15 protein-coding genes and 1 other annotated feature are annotated in these 15,763 nt (G+C 64.3%); of the genes, 13 read left to right on the forward strand and 2 right to left on the reverse strand.

Features of this window, described 5'->3' with window-relative positions; genetic code table 11:
* Positions 1-201 precede the first annotated feature (201 nt).
* From ACSQ4M_RS25095 to ACSQ4M_RS25105, 3 genes are all read left to right on the forward strand, one after another.
* The gene (locus ACSQ4M_RS25095) at positions 202-450 is read left to right on the forward strand and encodes a hypothetical protein (RefSeq protein ID WP_436192114.1); all 249 of its coding nucleotides are present in this window, start codon (positions 202-204) and stop codon (positions 448-450) included.
* Complete coding sequence (locus ACSQ4M_RS25100; RefSeq protein ID WP_436192115.1) at positions 447-2,450, forward strand: AAA family ATPase; 2,004 nt, start codon at positions 447-449, stop codon at positions 2,448-2,450. Before ACSQ4M_RS25095 ends, ACSQ4M_RS25100 begins: the two co-directional genes overlap by 4 nt.
* Positions 2,451-2,898: 448 nt before the next feature.
* The gene (locus ACSQ4M_RS25105) at positions 2,899-3,441 is read left to right on the forward strand and encodes a hypothetical protein (RefSeq protein ID WP_436192116.1); all 543 of its coding nucleotides are present in this window, start codon (positions 2,899-2,901) and stop codon (positions 3,439-3,441) included.
* Here ACSQ4M_RS25105 and ACSQ4M_RS25110 read toward each other — a convergent pair.
* A protein-coding gene (locus ACSQ4M_RS25110; protein ID WP_157086564.1) for an IS3 family transposase occupies positions 3,405-4,630 on the reverse strand; the annotation gives its coding sequence in 2 pieces (ribosomal slippage) (positions 3,405-4,342 and positions 4,342-4,630; 1,227 coding nt in all). The two genes, ACSQ4M_RS25105 and ACSQ4M_RS25110, sit on opposite strands and share 37 nt — an antisense overlap.
* Positions 4,236-4,352: a sequence feature (AL1L pseudoknot), on the reverse strand. It overlaps the preceding gene by 117 nt.
* A gap of 94 nt (positions 4,631-4,724) precedes the next feature.
* Here ACSQ4M_RS25110 and ACSQ4M_RS25115 point away from each other — a divergent pair.
* From ACSQ4M_RS25115 to ACSQ4M_RS25140, 6 genes are all read left to right on the forward strand, one after another.
* The gene (locus ACSQ4M_RS25115; RefSeq protein WP_436192117.1) at positions 4,725-4,958 is read left to right on the forward strand and encodes a hypothetical protein; all 234 of its coding nucleotides are present in this window, start codon (positions 4,725-4,727) and stop codon (positions 4,956-4,958) included.
* 704 nt (positions 4,959-5,662) lie between these two features.
* A complete protein-coding gene (locus ACSQ4M_RS25120) occupies positions 5,663-6,505 on the forward strand; it encodes a hypothetical protein (protein WP_436192118.1) in 843 nt (280 codons plus the stop codon).
* Positions 6,495-6,764 (forward strand): hypothetical protein, encoded by a 270-nt coding sequence (locus ACSQ4M_RS25125; protein ID WP_436192119.1) that lies wholly within the window; start codon positions 6,495-6,497, stop codon positions 6,762-6,764. The genes ACSQ4M_RS25120 and ACSQ4M_RS25125 overlap by 11 nt, the downstream gene beginning before the upstream one ends.
* A 178-nt stretch (positions 6,765-6,942) precedes the next feature.
* Positions 6,943-7,233 carry a hypothetical protein gene (locus ACSQ4M_RS25130; protein ID WP_436192120.1) on the forward strand — a complete coding sequence of 97 codons (291 nt, stop codon included), beginning with the start codon at positions 6,943-6,945 and terminating at the stop codon, positions 7,231-7,233.
* Positions 7,234-7,262: 29 nt separating this feature from the next.
* Positions 7,263-7,736 carry a hypothetical protein gene (locus tag ACSQ4M_RS25135; RefSeq protein WP_436192121.1) on the forward strand — a complete coding sequence of 158 codons (474 nt, stop codon included), beginning with the start codon at positions 7,263-7,265 and terminating at the stop codon, positions 7,734-7,736.
* A 474-nt stretch (positions 7,737-8,210) separates the two neighbouring features.
* Entirely contained in the window at positions 8,211-8,768 is a 558-nt protein-coding gene (locus ACSQ4M_RS25140; RefSeq protein WP_436192122.1) for a hypothetical protein, read from the forward strand.
* A 30-nt stretch (positions 8,769-8,798) separates the two neighbouring features.
* On the opposite strand, the gene ACSQ4M_RS25145 is transcribed toward ACSQ4M_RS25140, so the two are convergent.
* On the reverse strand, positions 8,799-10,040 hold the full coding sequence (locus tag ACSQ4M_RS25145; protein ID WP_436192123.1) for a tyrosine-type recombinase/integrase: 1,242 nt from the start codon (positions 10,038-10,040) through the stop codon (positions 8,799-8,801).
* Between the two features lie 697 nt (positions 10,041-10,737).
* Here ACSQ4M_RS25145 and ACSQ4M_RS25150 point away from each other — a divergent pair.
* The 4 genes from ACSQ4M_RS25150 to ACSQ4M_RS25165 are packed head-to-tail and all read left to right on the forward strand — an operon-like array spanning position 10,738 to position 15,687.
* Positions 10,738-13,686: an EAL domain-containing protein gene (locus tag ACSQ4M_RS25150; protein WP_436192124.1), complete on the forward strand. Its 2,949-nt coding sequence runs from the start codon at positions 10,738-10,740 to the stop codon at positions 13,684-13,686.
* Positions 13,683-13,850, forward strand: a complete 168-nt coding sequence (locus ACSQ4M_RS25155; protein WP_436192125.1) for a hypothetical protein — start codon at positions 13,683-13,685, stop codon at positions 13,848-13,850. The genes ACSQ4M_RS25150 and ACSQ4M_RS25155 overlap by 4 nt, the downstream gene beginning before the upstream one ends.
* 52 nt (positions 13,851-13,902) lie before the next feature.
* Positions 13,903-14,745: an HDOD domain-containing protein gene (locus ACSQ4M_RS25160; protein ID WP_436192126.1), complete on the forward strand. Its 843-nt coding sequence runs from the start codon at positions 13,903-13,905 to the stop codon at positions 14,743-14,745.
* A 9-nt stretch (positions 14,746-14,754) separates the two neighbouring features.
* A complete protein-coding gene (locus tag ACSQ4M_RS25165) occupies positions 14,755-15,687 on the forward strand; it encodes an ATP-binding protein (protein WP_436192127.1) in 933 nt (310 codons plus the stop codon).
* Positions 15,688-15,763: the final 76 nt, after the last annotated feature.

The following is a 15,763-nucleotide window of genomic DNA, read 5'->3' on the forward strand; positions in this document are numbered from 1 at the left end:
CGTGGTGGCCTATGAGGTAAATTGATCAGCAATCACCCCGGCAATCGGGGCGAGGACTGCCGCCAGGCAGTCAGAAGTGTTGACGGTGGCAAGAACAGCCGTGGCCCTCCCATGACAACGGGGTGCAGGGTCCGATTCCAGGCGACAGGCCTGGAAGTCACCCGCAGCGTCGCTGTGGGCGCATCTTGCTGGAATCTTTCCATGTCCGTATCACGTGCTCGCATCCCGCGGCCGCTGGCCGAACTCCACGCCTTGCCCGATGAGGCACTTCTCGACACCAAAGAGGCTGCCGCCTTTCTGGCGCTCGCCCCCAACTCGCTGCCGTGGTATCGCTCCCAAGGCGGCGGGCCTGCCTTCATCTACGTGGGCGCCAGCGTCCGCTACAAGCTTGGCGTTCTGCGAGCCTACATCGGGGAACGCCGCCCCTTCGTGGCTGGAGGCGCTCAATGACGGAGCCGCAAAAGGAAAAGCCCCCTGAGGCAACAGGGGGCCTTCCAAAACATCAACTAACCTCAGAGCATCGCAATCATGCCGCCGCGTCGTCGGCTGCAGAGCCATCGTTTGACGCCTACCGCGGTGTCCGCCTGGAACTGATCCCGCTGCGCTCGCGCGACAAGATGCCCGCTGATCGTCGCTGGCAGGATCGCGAGTACGACCACGGCGCCGTCATGGAACGGGTTCGTCGCGAGGGCCTGAACCTCGGGGTTCGTCTTCCCGCCGATGTGGTCGTGGTGGACGTGGACCCGCGCAACTTCCCCGCAGGCCGCGACAGCTTGGCCGAACTCGTGGCGAAGGTCGGGCTGAACCTGTCGGCAGCCCCGCATGTCATTACGGGCAACCTCGACCATCGCGGCCACCACTACTACTTCAGGAAGCCCAAGGGCGCGGCGTTGCTCGACAGCGTGGAAGGCTTCGAAGGCGTGGAGTTCAAGTCGCTGGGCAGGCAGGTAGTCGCGGCGGGATCGATCCATCCCACGGGTGGCATCTATGCGTGGGCTCCTGACTCGGCGCCTCTGCATGACATGCCCGACCTGCCCTTGCGCCTGGTCGAGATGGCCCGGCGCCCCGAGCGCACCAATGGCTCCGATGCCGGTGAGATCACGGCCGAGCAGTTGGCGCGGTCGCTGGAGGCGCTGGACCCTTGCGGCTTCCGCGACCATGACGCTTGGCGCGAACTGATGATGGCCTGCCACCACGCGACGGATGGCGAAGGCCGGCAGGAGTTCATCGACTGGAGCACGTCTGACCCGACCTATGCGGACCACGAATGGATCGTCGGGCGCCGCTGGGACTCGCTGCATTCCAACAGGGATGGTGCCGTCACCATCGCCACCCTGCGCAAGCATCTGAACGATGCGGGCGCCGATATCCCCGCGGCCGATCCCGAGGACGACTTCGAGGTCTGGGACGAGCCCCCTGAACACACCGCCCCTGAACGCAGCAGGTGGAGTTTCCTGAGCATCGATGAACTGGAGGCACTGCCGCCGCCGAAGTGGCTCATCCCTGGCGTGTTGGTGGAAGGCAGCGTCGCCGCGATCTATGGCGCGCCTGAGTCGGGCAAGTCGTTCCTTGCGGTGGACATGTCCATGGCCATCGCAGGCGGCCTGGATTGGCATGGTCGTGCCGTCGAGCGTGGCGCTGTCCTTTACATCGCCGCTGAGGGCGCGCCCGGTCTCGGCAAACGAGTGCGGGCCTGGAAGAAGGATCGCCATGCCCAAGGCCGCCCCTTCGAGTTTCGTCTGATGCGCGATGAGCTGAACCTCGCGGCCGAAAAGGATAGCGGCGTGCGTGCCTTCGTCCAGGCCGTCACCGATGAACTGGGCCCCCTGCGCCTGATCGTCATCGACACGCTGAACCAGACGGCTGCAGGCGCCGACGAGAACTCGGCCAAGGACATGGGGCGCTACATCGCCAGCATGAAGCAGTTGCGGGACGCGACGGGCGCGGCGGTGGTCGTGGTCCACCACTCGGGCAAGGACACGAGCAAGGGCATGCGCGGCAGCAGCGCGCTTCTGGGCGCGATGGACACCACGGTGGAGGTCGAGCGGGACAAGGATGGTCGCTCGATCAGGGTGGCTGTGCAGAAGCAGAAGGACGCCGAGCGCGAGCCGCTGATGCTGTTCAACCTGGAGAAGGTGGCCGACTCCCTGGTGCTCCGTGCTGCCGTCATCGCAGACGCTGGGGCGGACTTCATGGTCGATCCCATCATCGAACTCGCCTGCGCGATGGCGGACGACAGCGGCGCTGTGTCATTGAAGGATCTGGCCGAATCCCTGGCCCGACGAGAAGGCATATCGGACAAGACGGCACGACGCCGAATCAGTGACGTGATCCCTGAAAAACGCCGGCACGCCAAGACCGCGGCGGATGGGTCGGAGGTCTGGCAGGAGCCCCTGAATGCTGCAAATCCGAAGCTGGGGATCGTGGTTCGAATCGAAAAACAAGGCTGAATTTCGAAAGACAAGGGCGGCTAAAAATCGAGCTCGATGGACAACGCCCTTGTCTTTCAGAAAGACGCGATGGACAAATTCGAAAGACAAATGACAATCTAAACGAATCAACGACTTAGGCTGCTTTCGGCCACCGATGGACAAACCGAAAGACAAGGGCGGATTTGATTGTCAGTTAGGACGACAGTCTATAGACGTCGTCCTTGACAATCGAACGTCTATCAAAAATTTATCCCATTCATCTATTCCATCGTTTGAGTGCAGGTGGTCGGATTTTTGTGCCAGAAGGCTCGCTGTCTTTCACCTTCTTGCGCGAGAAACCTTAACCCCTGATCTTCGATTAGAGGGCTCGGCAGCCCTAAGTCTTTGAATGGGCTGCCTAAATAATGGCATGCCCGCACCATATATCACGGCCCAATCAACTCTGAAACCATCAACGGAGTTGCCCATGGGCTACCCTAGAAAATTCACCCCTGCAATTCAAACGCTCTTCCTGAAGGTTTTGGAAGAGACCGCATCCCCGAAAAAGGCTGCCGAGGTCGTCGGCGTCTCGCGTGAGCTGGCCTACACCTACCGCGAAAAGGACCTCGAGTTCAGGCGTCGTTGGGACGCTGCGATTCAAGTCGCACTGGACGGCCTCCTTGAAGAAGGCTTTCGGCGGGCAGTGGTCGGAGTCCAGGAACCTGTCGTCTATCAAGGGCAGGTTTCCACCAAGGTCGATGCCTCTGGGCAAGAGCACGCCGTAACCATCCGCAAGTACAGCGATCGCCTTTTGGAGGTAATGCTTAAGTGGCGCTACCCGCAGATGGCCGACAAGCTCAGCGTGAAGGTCGAGGACACGGGCTTGAGCGCCGAGTCGCTGATGAAGATGAGCAGCGAAGACAGGCAGGCGCTGACGGCGCTTCTGGGGAAGTATGAACCGCCCCGGAATTCGCGGAGGCCCGTTGGCTTGAGTCAGGCCGACATGGCCTGCTGCTCAAGAGTTCGATAGTAGTTGGCCTCGAACTCGGCCGGTGGCACGTACCCGATGGGTTCGAGCAGGCGCTGGTGGTTGAACCAGGCCACCCATTGCAGCGTCGCCAGCTCTACCGATTCCTTGGTCTTCCACGCACTGCGCCGATGGATGACTTCGGCCTTGTACAGCCCATTGATGGTCTCGGCCAGCGCGTTGTCGTAGGAGTCGCCCTTGCTGCCCACGGAGGGCTCGATGCCGGCCTCGGCAAGCCGTTCGGTGTAGCGGATGCTGACGTACTGCGATCCGCGGTCGGAGTGGCACACAAGGGCATCTTCGCGCTGCGGACGACGGTCGTACAGCGCCTGCTCCAGTGCGCCCAACACGAAGTCCGTCCGCATGGAGCTGCTCGTGCGCCAGCCCACGATGCGCCGCGCAAACACGTCCACGACGAAGGCCACGTACAGCCAGCCTTGCCAGGTGGACACGTACGTGAAGTCCGACACCCAAAGCTGGTTGGGCCGCTGCGCGTTGAACTGGCGATTGACCCGGTCCAGCGGGCAAGGCGCTTTGGCGTCGCTGATCGTGGTGCGTGCGGCCTTGCCACGCATCACGCCGCGCAGACCCATGTGGCGCATGAGTCGTTCCACGGTGCAGCGGGCCACCGTGACGCCCTCGCGCTGCAACTGGTGCCAGACCTTGTCGGCGCCGTAGACCCGCAGGTTCGATTGCCACACGCGCTCGATCTGCGGCATCAGCACCGCATCGCGTTTCGCGCGGGCGCACAGCAGCTCGGGGTGGCGCTGGCGGGCCGCATGGCGCCGGTACGCCGACGGGGCGACCTGCAGTGCCCTGCAGATCGGCTCGACCCCGTGCGCGGCGCGATGCGCGTCGATGAACGCCTTCACGACTTCAGCCGGCGGTCGAGCTCCGCCTGGGCGAAAAACGCGCTGGCCAGCTTCAGGATCTCGTTGGCCTTGCGCAGCTCGCGGTTCTCCCTTTCAAGCTCCTTCATGCGCTGCGTCTGCGTCGTGGTCACGCCCTCGCGCTGGCCCGTGTCACGCTCTTGTTGGCGCACCCAGTTCAGCAGCGTCTGCGGCGTGCTGCCGATCTTGCCGGCAATCGACACCACCGCCGCCCACTGCGACTCGTACTCACCGCGGTGCTCGAACACCATGCGCACGGCGCGCTCGCGTACCTCGGGCGAAAACTTCACTGACTTCCTCATGGCTCCATCCTCTCAAAAGTTGGAGCCTCCTCAAAATACGGGGCGGTTCAGTACGCAGGCAGCAAGGACGACGGCGACGGCGAAGGAGATGGCGATGAGTAAGGGTCTCACGGTTCAACAGGCTCTGGAGAAGGCTGAGCTGATCGACCGGACCCTGGCCGCTTTCATTCAGACCGCACCGAACACTTTGGGTACTGCTGATGCTCTCGTCCAGGTCGCCGAAATGACGGTCATCGGCCCGATTCCGAGGCTCGATGCAGCCACCTGGGAGAAGGCGTCCATGGAGTACGAAAAGAAACGATGGGCGCGCCATGCCGCCCTCGCTTAACGACCTGCCCAGGCGCGTCCATCGGGCGCTGGGCGAGGAAGGGAACGGATGGAGGCAATCCATTGAGGTGGAAATCGAGGGAGTCCGATACGCCAACGCGGATGCCGCGGGTGCAGCGTTGGGCATTCCCTACAGCACCGTCAACTACAGATGCCGCAGCGAGCGCTTCCCCGCCTGGATTCGGCTCGGTAATCGGGTGGTGGAAAAGGCCCGGAGCGAAGTGGCGGCCCCGCCGGAGGAACCCATCGAGCCGGCCCCATGGGCCTTCGACGGCGGCCGCACCCGCAGGCCCTCTCTAGACCCCAACTTCAACCCTCCTCGGGTCCTCGGTCATGTGGGGTGGGTCAAATGCCTGAAATGCTGGAGTTGGTGTTGGAGCAGAGACGTGGTGAAGCAGCGCAGGTGCTGTGACTGCGGCGGGACCGCAGGCATGCCAAAAACCATGGCGGAGCTGAAGGATTGCGGGCGCCCTGACTCGGCATCAGAGGGTCCAGCCGACCTAAGCCCTTGATCGCACTGCCACGTCGATGGCGGTGCCGATCACGGGGACACAGCGCGACAACGTTGGCGTGCGCCGAACAGCCTGCGCGACACATTCAAACCCAACACTCGGTCGTGCATTGGCGCTACGACCTACCCTCTTGGTGAGGGACACGCTTGACGCGGGACCGGGGTTCGCCAACCTCAATGGAGCCCTTGCAAGCATGTCCTTTCTCACCAACACCCCTTTCCTGAGCGTCGCCCAGATCGGCGAAAAGTCCAGCGCCCTCGACGCGCTGCACACCCGCGTCCTCAAGGCCATCGAGCGCCTGAACAAGGACGTACAGACCCGCAAGATCGAAATCTCGCGGCGCTGGGGTACCAAGTCGGGACATGCCACCACCGACGGTGGCCAGCATCCCATCAGCCCCGCCGACATGGCCAGCTGGAGCGCGATTCCTCTGCAGGACCGGGAGCGCTTCGCGACGAACGAGACGCTCGCCAGCATCCGCATCATCAAGCAGACCGCGGAACCCGAGCTGAACAAGTACCTCAAGGACGCTGGTCCCATGCATGAAGCTCTCATGTCGCAGCGCCCCTACTACAGCTCGCCCGTTCAAGTCCTGAACCGCGTCTCGCTCGGCGATCCCAAGCGCACGACCTTCCTCCATCAGCTTCAGTTCGCAGGTCCCGCCGAGCTGGGCCATCTGGCGCAGGTGGCAGTCGCGACGCACGATGTTCCGCTGGCCGCCGCTGTCGTGTCCCTGCTGGATCGGATGCCGACGAAGGAGCGACCGGTCGGTCCCGTCGAGGTGGCTGCGGCGATGAAGCTGGAAGAGTTCGTGAAGGTGCAGCAGTACCTGAAGCTCGGAGACGCGCGCCTGCAAGGCATCATCATTGCAGTCCGTACCTGGAAGCAGGGCAAGTCCAACCCGATCAACACGCTGTCGATGGCGCTGCGGGAACGCGACCTGGAGAAAGACATCCTGAAGGCGGATGGTGGCGAGGACGACGCTCCGCTCAACGAGGACGACGCTCCGTTCAAGGGTGAATGGAATGACGCATAACCCCGCGCTGCCGGTAGCCCTGTCCCTCGCGCTCAGCGGGCGGGCGTGGGCCAAGCGCCGGGGTATCCCTGTCCTCGACGCGCTGGCCGAACAGTCTCGGGACTTCGGGGTGCAGCCTTTCCAGGATGACACCTTCGATGTGGCTGCCGCCATCGTTGGCGAGTACTACTGCAAAGCGCTGGATCTGTATGTTGATCGGGCCACGTACGAACGCGCGAAGGGCCTCCACTTCACGGAGGCGCACAGGGCATTGATTTGATCGCTCGTTACGGAGCCGCACGTGCGCAGAACGTGCTTGAAGGACCGGGGTCTTGCACCCTTGGTCCTTCTTTTTTATAGCCTTGGATCGCCGTTGCGTTTCAACTGCAAATCAGGGGGCTCGCGGATGCCCCTCTTCTCGACCTAATGAACTTTTCCATCCAACCGAGAAAGTTCACATGAAGAAGATCAGCATCCAGTGGTTCACGGCCTACGTCGATGAAGACGGCTGGGACATCTGCGATTGCGCTGCCTGCGAGGGCTTCCACCAGCCTGCCACTGCCACGCCTTCGTTCGGGTTCTGGGAGATCAGCGTGTCCGACTGGCGGTTCCCAAAGGGTCGCGTGATCGGCCAGCGCCTCACATTGGATGAGGCCATGATCTTCGGGCAGCAGTACCTCGACGGCCCGGTAAAAGCCGACAGGAACGCGGGCACATGGGGCTCGCAGCTCCCAGCATCCGCGACCTAATCACTTCCAGCATCAACCCTGGAGTGACCATGAACGCCCAACAGCTCGCCGCCGCGCCCTTCTCTGAACTGCTGGCCCTGCACAACGCCATCGCCGACAAGGCTGCAGGGCCGAAGACTTTCAGCAGTCGTCCTCGGCTGCTCGACCGAATTCGCAAGGTCGCGGCAGCCAAGAACATCAACCTCGCCAAATTCAGGCAGGAACCAACGGCCGAGGTGGCCGAGGCGCAGGTGCAACCTAGTGCCGAAGCTGTCGAATCGGTCGCGGCTCCGACAGAACCCGAGAAGAAGCCCAACGGCATGGGGGTCGGCAAGCTCGCAAGGGAGTACCTGATGCTGCCCAGCGGGTGGCCGCACCAGACCATTGCGGACCAGATCAACACGCAGATTCCAGGGGCGAAGGCGTCGGCGGCATCTGTGCGCTGGTACGCCAACAAGATGCGCAAAGAAGGGATCGCTGTTCCGCCACGTCGCAGGCCTGCTGTCGAAGCCGAACCCTGCTGAGCCCTTGCCGCCAACAACGAAGCCGCCCATCGAGGCGGCTTCTTCATTTCCAGGGCCGACTGACCAGATGGCTCCACGTCGCGCCCGAACTCATCGGAAGGGGCAAGCCAGGGCCTCGGTCCTCGGATGCGACGTGGACCATTCTGGTGGACCTGGGGCATGTCGAGGAAGGGAAGCAGTGAGGGCCGTGGCCGCCTCTCGTGCTTCGATCGTGCAAAAAGAAAGGGCCACCACGGCGGCGCCCCTTCCGATTCATCGGCTTGTGCGGACCGACGCGCTGACACAGGATCAGGCGGCACTCAGATCGTGCCACGAGACCTGCGTCAACAAACGATTGGAGCTGATGCATTCCGCCCACAGGTCGACGCAAACGTTTATGTTTTTCTGTAGACGGCGCGCCCAAAATTCTCTCCATCGCGATGTGCTGAGGGACGCCTCAGCAGCAACCCGTTTCGCAACTTTGGAGAGTTTCAAATGATCGCCATTCCCGCAAACCACACGACCAGCATCAACATCGCAAAGCTGGTTTATGACAACACCATCAGCGCCCACCAGCACCATATCGAGATGCTCGGTCTTGAACTGGAACATGCCTCCGGGGTCCGTGCGCTCGCCGCCGACTTCTTGATCCGCAAGTATGGCGAAGACCACTTCGATGAAGACAGGCTGTTCAGCTATTGCGACGCTCTCGTTGGCAATGATCGCCTGTTCGAATCTCATGATGACGAAGCCAATCGGATTCCGACCGACTTCGTCCTCGATGTAGGCTGCCCGTTCGGTTCACTTGGCTCGTATCTCGCACTTCGCGAGCTGCTGGGTGACAACTGGCTCCTTCTCGCAACCATCGAATACGCAGCTAGGTGGGGCAGCGCCGACCTCCGCAGCGATCCTGCGGAAAAGGCTGCGCTGCTGGTGGAACGCGCCCGCGCTGCATTTCAGCAAGCCCGCCACGCAAAGTTTGAGCGTTGGCATGACCTCGGTCGCTTCACTGGATTCGATGAGGAGATGGCGGGCGTGGATGTCAACGCATAAGACCGCGTAACTCCTGGTGGCAAGGGCAGCTCACGTGGGTTGCCCTTCCATTTCCTCTTCGGTTTGTTTAACCTGCGGCGCAACTTCTTCCTGCCTCATGCGGGGAGGCCATTCGCCTTCGGTCCATTCGAGACCCAGCACGTCGAGGATGTAGCCGCTGGCCTTCACCTGGTATTGCATCAGGTGCTCGGGTCCAACATGGATGTAGCCCATCGTGACGTTGGACGCCGCATGGTTCAGCAGGTACTTGAGTTCCAGCAACGGCACGCCTGCCTGCACCGCCAACGTGGCGTAGGAATGGCGCAGTGCATGCCCCGTGAGCCCGCCGAGTTCGGCCTGCGCCACCTCGACAACATGCCCGCTCTTGCTCTCCGCAGGGAACACCCACAGGGCCTTGCGATCCAGCAGCGGCGAGTGCTTTGCACGATGGGCCAGCAAGTCGTGCAGAGGTCCCGACAGAGGCAGGTCGAATGCCCGCGCACTGCCGCCCTTGGGCTTCGGCACATGCAGGATCTTCTTGTCCAAGTGCATGTCCGCGATCTTGGCCTCGCAGCTCGACGTGCGCCGCATGCCCGTGAGCAGCATGAACAGGTGCAGGTCGCGACGAACAGGGTGCAAGTCCAGCACTGCCCTGCCCCACGCCTTCAACCGCTCTGCCGCCACATCGACCTTGCGCCGCTTGAGCCCGTGGAAGTCCACGTTGGTGGCCGGATTGGGCGGGAGGTCGGGATGCTCGCGCAGGCCTCGGTTGTAGATGGCGCGCACCACGCGGAACGTGATGTCGGCGCAGGTGGCGCCGTTCTTCGTGGTGATCTTGCGATGGCGCTCACGAACGGCAGACCGATCCGCACCCAGTTCAGACAGAGGCTTGTCGAGCCAGTCGGGGACGTACTGGTCGAGGTGGTAGCGGTAGGTCTCCTCCGTTCGCGTGGTGACCGACAAGGCACCAAGGTGAAGCTCCAGCGCTTCGCGCAGCGTGATGCCTCGCGCCCGCTTCTTGCGCCGCTCCTCGTTGGGATTCGTGCCTGCGCGCATGGTTACGAGGGTCTTGCGTGCGAGGTCTCGCGCCTGCTTCACGTCCAATGCAGGATGGTCGCCCAACTTCGAGCGCACCTGCTTGCCGTTCACAGAGGACTGGACGTAGAACCCGCGCTTGGTCGGCGTCACGACGAGGTAGAAGCCCCGCAGCTCGGGATCGGCATATAGTTCTGACTTCCCTCGTTCGGGTGCTGGCGCTCGTTCGACAAGCGCCTGGGTGATCTTGGCTTTCAACTGTTGGGCTCCTTGTTGCGGGGCCACAGCGCAGACACGTTTCCTCGCCAAAGCCTGGCACGTGTCCACAAATCAGTTTCAGCCCCGATGCCCCATTAAGTCGCGTTGTTTCAACGTTGTCAGCGCCCTGGACCACCTGATTTCACAGCGTCACAAAGCAAGCGTGTCCGGACTTCTAAGCTGTGGGTCACAGGTTCGATTCCTGTCGGGCAGGCCACAAATAGCCATCCACATCATGCGCTGCGACGCTCCCCGCGAAGCGTCGTGCGAACGCCGGGCACAGCCCGAACACGAATTCAACACAGACGTGACGGACCCTTGAATTTCGAGGGCGGCAAGGTCACCCTTCATCGTGGATGACGTGGCCTGGCGCTTCAGGCGGACCTCGTTGCCGGCCTTGGGCAGGTGCCCCTCGCGGCTGCGCTTGCCGGTGCCGGTATGCATGTGCACAAGCGGGCGTTGTTCGGCAAGGGCACACCGGCGTGCGGAGCATGGGTGCGCAGCTGTGTGTGCGGGCGATGCCAGCGGCGCTGCGGCAAGCTCCACGGCAGCCTAGCGCAAGGGAGGGTGGACCCGCGACGCGATTTCGTGTATCAATCGCACGCGCAACTTGCACGCGTGCTGATTCTCTTCAGCAGACCGCTCCGGTCTGCGCCAGGCAGCCGATGTTGTGAACATGAACTTGCCGACCTCATCGATGGCAGACGATCCGGCGTGGCGCGCAGCCAATGGCCCGCGTGACGCATTGCCGGACCACATCTACCGCCATCTCGTTGAGCAGGCACAGGTCGCCTTGTTCATCGCGCAGGGGAATCGCTTCCTCTTCGTCAACCCGCAGTTGGCGGCATTGTTCGGCTTTTCCCGCGAGGAAATGCTGGACGGCATGGATCCATTGAATCTGTGCGCGCCCGAGCATCGGCACCGCGTGCGCACGCAGATCGGGCAACGCGTCGAGGGTGTGCGCGGCCACGCCTACGAGATCGAAGGCCTGCGCAAGGACGGCAGTCGCGTCAGTGTCCAGGTCTGGGGTGTGCGGACCACGCTGCTGGGACGGACCGTGGATCTCGTCACCATGCACGACGTGGGCAACGTCAAGCAAAGCGCGGTGCTGGCCGAGCGCCGTGCGCAGCTGATGAGCAACGCCGAAGAGCTGGCACGCATCGGCTCCGCCGAAGCCGATCTCCTGACCGGCACCATGACCCTGTCCGCCGGCATGTGCAGCATCTTCGGGGAGCCGCCCTCCGACCTCGCGGTCCCCAGGGAATGGTTCTATTCCCGGCTGCCGACCACGGAGCGGCACTACATCGAGGCCCTCTGCGACGAGGTGGCGCCAGGGGAGACGTTCGAGTTCCAGCACCGCATCCGGCACGCGGACGGTGGCCTGCGAACCGTGCTGCACCGCCGGCTCGTCGAGGCCGACGAGCAGGGGCGGGCCATTCGCTCGGTGATGCTGCTGCAGGACGTGTCCGACCAGAAAGCCGCGGAGCAGCGCCTCGACCGCCTGGCCAATACCGACCAGATCACGGGCCTGCCCAACCGCCACGCGTTGATGGACCGGCTCGAGAGCCTCGTGCGCCACGGCGGCCGGGAACAGCAGGACATCGCGCTGCTCGGACTGCGCATCGACCAGCTGGAACTGGTCACGGAGTCGCTGGGCTATGCCGGAAGCGACATGCTGCTGGCAGCCGTGGCCGCGCGCGTACAGGAGGCGGTGACACCACCGCAGTTGCTGGCCCACCTGGGCAGCGGCGAGTATGCCGTGCTCGCCCACAACGAGGATGCCGCGACGGCACAGACGGCGGCGGAATTGGGCCATCGCATTCTGGAGCGGCTGGCAGCGCCGTTGAGCATCGGCGACACCGAGGTGAAGGTCACGGGCGCGATCGGCATCGCGCTCTGTGCCGCAGAGGGCCAGGCGCCCGACAAGCTGCTGCACCAGGCCCAGGCGGCCGCCTACCACGCCCGCGAGCGCGGCGCCAACCAGGTGTGCCACTACAGCGCCGACATGCATGCCAAGGCGGCATCGCGCCTGGCCATGGAAGCCGCGCTGCGGCGTGCGCTGGAGCACGACGAGTTCCACCTCGTCTACCAGCCCAAGCTCGATCTGGGTTCGGGCGACGTCATCGGGGTGGAGGCCCTGCTGCGCTGGAACGCCCCGGAGGTGACGGCGGCTTCGCGCGTCGAATTCATCCGCGTCGCCGAAGAGACGGGATTGATTCTGCCGATCGGTGAGTGGGTGCTGCGCCGTGCGTGTGCGCAAGCTGCGGCATGGAAGCGCCAGGGCCTGGCGCTGCGGGTGGCGGTGAATCTGTCGCCGCTGCAGGTCCAGCAGCCGGACATCGTGCGGCGTGTACAGGCCATCCTGCGCGAGGCGGCACTGGAACCTGCGCTGCTGGGGCTGGAGATCACCGAGCACGCCCTGAACGAGGAGAGTGCGCACCTCGCCCGCGCGCTTGGCGAACTCAAGTCGCTGGGCATCGAGATCGCGCTGGACGACTTCGGAACGGGCCGCTCCAATCTGAGCTACCTGCGCACGCTGCCGATCGATGTGATCAAGATCGATCGCTCCTTCGTGCACGACGTCACGGCTGCGCCACAGGATGTCTCGATCACGCGCGCCATCATCACCATGGCGCACAGCCTGCAGCGCAGGGTGCTGGCCGAAGGGGTGGAAAGCGAGGGGCAGCTCGCCCTGCTGGTCGCCAACCACTGCGACCAGATGCAGGGCCGCTACCTGAGTCCGCCGGTCGCCGCTGACGAGGTCGCGCCCTTCGCACAGCGCGGCGGCCATCTTCCAGCGCATCTGCTGCAGCGCCACCAGCGCCAGCGGACCTTGCTGCTCGTGGACGACGAGGACAACATCCTGTCAGCGCTGCGGCGGCTGCTGCGGCGCGACGGCTACCGCGTCGTCACGGCATCCAGCGGCGAGCAGGGTCTGCAGGCGCTTGCGGAGCATCCGGTCGACGTCATCGTGACCGACCAGCGCATGCCGGGCATGACCGGCGTGGAGTTCCTGCGGCGCGCCAAGGAGCTCTACCCGGACACCATCCGCATGGTGTTGTCCGGCTACACCGAGCTGCAGTCCATCACCGACGCCGTGAACGAGGGCGCCATCTACAAGTTCCTGACCAAACCCTGGGATGACGAACGGCTGCGGGGACACATCGCCGAGGCCTTTGCGCTGCAGGAGATGGCCGAGGAGAACAAGCGCCTGGGCAGCGCCGTCATCGTTGCCAACCAGGAGCTCAGCCAGGTCAATGCCCAGCTGCAGAAGCTGCTGGCCAGCCAGCAGGCCCAGATCAGCCGCGAGGAAACCCATCTCGTCGTCGCGCGCGAGCTGCTCGAGAACGTGCCGGCCGCCGTGATCGGCTTCGACCTCGACGGCATGGTCGCCTTCATGAACGCCGAGGCGCAGGCACTGTTCCCGCCCGGAGGCAACCTGCTCGGGTGCGATGCGCAGGATGCCCTCGATCCGGACCTGTTGCGGGTGTGGCGGGCCTGCGATGGCCTGCAGCGGGCGGTGCAGGTGGGCGGGCGGATGTTCCACGCGGTCTGCCGCGCGATGGACAGCACGACGCAGGCCCAGGGCAGGCTGATGCTGCTCACGCCTGCCTTCGCGGCCGAACAGGAGGAGCTGGCGCCATGAAAGAAACCGAGGGAACCGCCCCAGCAGGCGGGATGCGCACCGATGCCGCGCGCGATGCGCTGCTCGCGCGCATCCGGCATCTGTTCCGCCACGCCGAGCGTGCGCAGCAGACCAACCCCCTGCAACCCTTGGTGGCACGCCACCAGCTCGGCAAGAGCCCATGAGTACCGCCGGGCCGCCCCAAGGTGCTCAGCACCGCAGCGCGCAGGTACACCAGTGAGCGCCGACCCTGTCCACGACTTCCTCGGCGGACTGCGCGAACTCCCGGTGCTGCCCGCGGTCGTGCTGGAGCTGATCGACTCGCTGGCGCAGGCCCAGGTCACGATGGGCGAGCTGGCGCAGAAGATCGCGCACGACCAGGCGCTGGCCGCCAAGACGCTGCGTCTGGCCAACTCGACCTTCTACGGCATGCCGCGCCAGGTCAGCGCGATCTCGGAGGCGGCCACGATCCTGGGCCTGCGCACCTTGCGCAGTGTCGCAACCGCGGCCGGCCTGGTCGGTGGCCTGACACCTGGGGCCTGCGCAGGCTTCGATTTCCAGTCGTTCTGGCGCCACGGCATCGCCACCGCGCTGTGCGCACGGCTGATCGCGCGCGCACGCGCGATGGACGAGGAAGCCGCCTTCACGCTGGGGCTGCTGCACGACATCGGGCGCCTGGCTCTGGTCACGCGCTATCCGCAGGCCTATGCCCAGGTGCTCGCGCGCCAGCACGCCACGGACGAAGCCACCTTGGACGCCGAACGCGGCGTGCTCGGCCTGGACCACGCGGCCGCCGGGGCGGTGATGGCGCGCCACTGGCGCTTCGCACCCGAGGTCGCCCAAGCCATCGCACTGCACCACGACCCGCCCCTGGACGGCCAGCCCGGCCTTATCGACGTCGTCCACGTGGCCGACTGCATGGCACACGCACTCGATCTCGCGCAGTTGGAGCACGATGCGGTGCCGTCCCTGTCACTGGCCGCCTGGCACCGCCTGGCGCTGCAGCAGACCGAGTGCCTGGACCTGTTCGGCGAGGTCGAACGCCAACACGAAGCGGTGTGCCAGGCACTGCTCACCTAGGAGTCGCCCATGACCGATGTCTTCACGCCCGCGCCGGAACCTGCGGGCCTGGTCCCTGGTCTTCCCGGTCAGGCCCAGGAACTGCTGCAAGCCAACGATGCGCTCAGGCAGATCAATGCACGGTTGTCGCAGGCGCAGGAGAAACTGATCCAGTCCGAGCGCCTGGCCTCCATCGGTCAACTCGCGGCCGGCGTCGCCCACGAGATCAACAACCCGATCGGCTTCATCTTTTCCAACTTCGGCACGCTGGAAAAATACCTCGGCGACCTGTTCCGGATGCTGCAGGCGTACGAGGAGGCCGAAGCAGCGCTGGCCGGCACGCCCGCCGCTGCCAAGCTCCAGGGCCTGCGCGAAGCAATCGAGCTGGACTTTCTCAAGGAGGACATCCCGACGCTGATGCGTGAGTCCAAGGACGGCATCACCCGGGTCCGCGCGATCGTGCAGAACCTCAAGGACTTCTCGCGCGTCGACAACTCCCAGGAGTGGGTGATGGCCGACCTGCACCAGGGCCTGAACTCCACGCTGGGCATCGTGAACAACGAAATCAAGTACAGAGCCGACGTCGTCAAGGAATACGGCAGCCTGCCGGAGGTCGAATGCCTGCCGTCCGAGCTCAACCAGGTCTTCATGAACCTGCTGGTCAATGCGGCACATGCCATCCAGAAGGAGCGCGGCCGCATCACGCTGCGCACGGGGACGCAGGCGGACAAGGTCTGGGTGGAAATCGAGGACGACGGCACCGGCATCGCCAAGGAGAACCTGGGCCGGATCTTCGACCCCTTCTTCACGACCAAGCCGGTGGGCAAGGGCACGGGCCTGGGACTGTCGCTGTCCTACGGCATCGTTCAGAAGCATGCCGGGCAGATCGAGGTCACCAGCGAACCCGGCGCCGGCACGCGCTTTCGGGTCACGTTGCCGGTCCGGCATGCCCAAGGAACCTAGCCCATGCAAGACCCTGCCGAAGTGCCAGAGCAAGCGCCTGCGCAGCCCGCGGCCAGACCGGTGGCGGCCCGGATCC

The sequence above is a fragment of the Pseudorhodoferax sp. LjRoot39 genome, assembly GCF_964253035.1.
GTDB lineage: Bacteria > Pseudomonadota > Gammaproteobacteria > Burkholderiales > Burkholderiaceae_C > Pseudorhodoferax.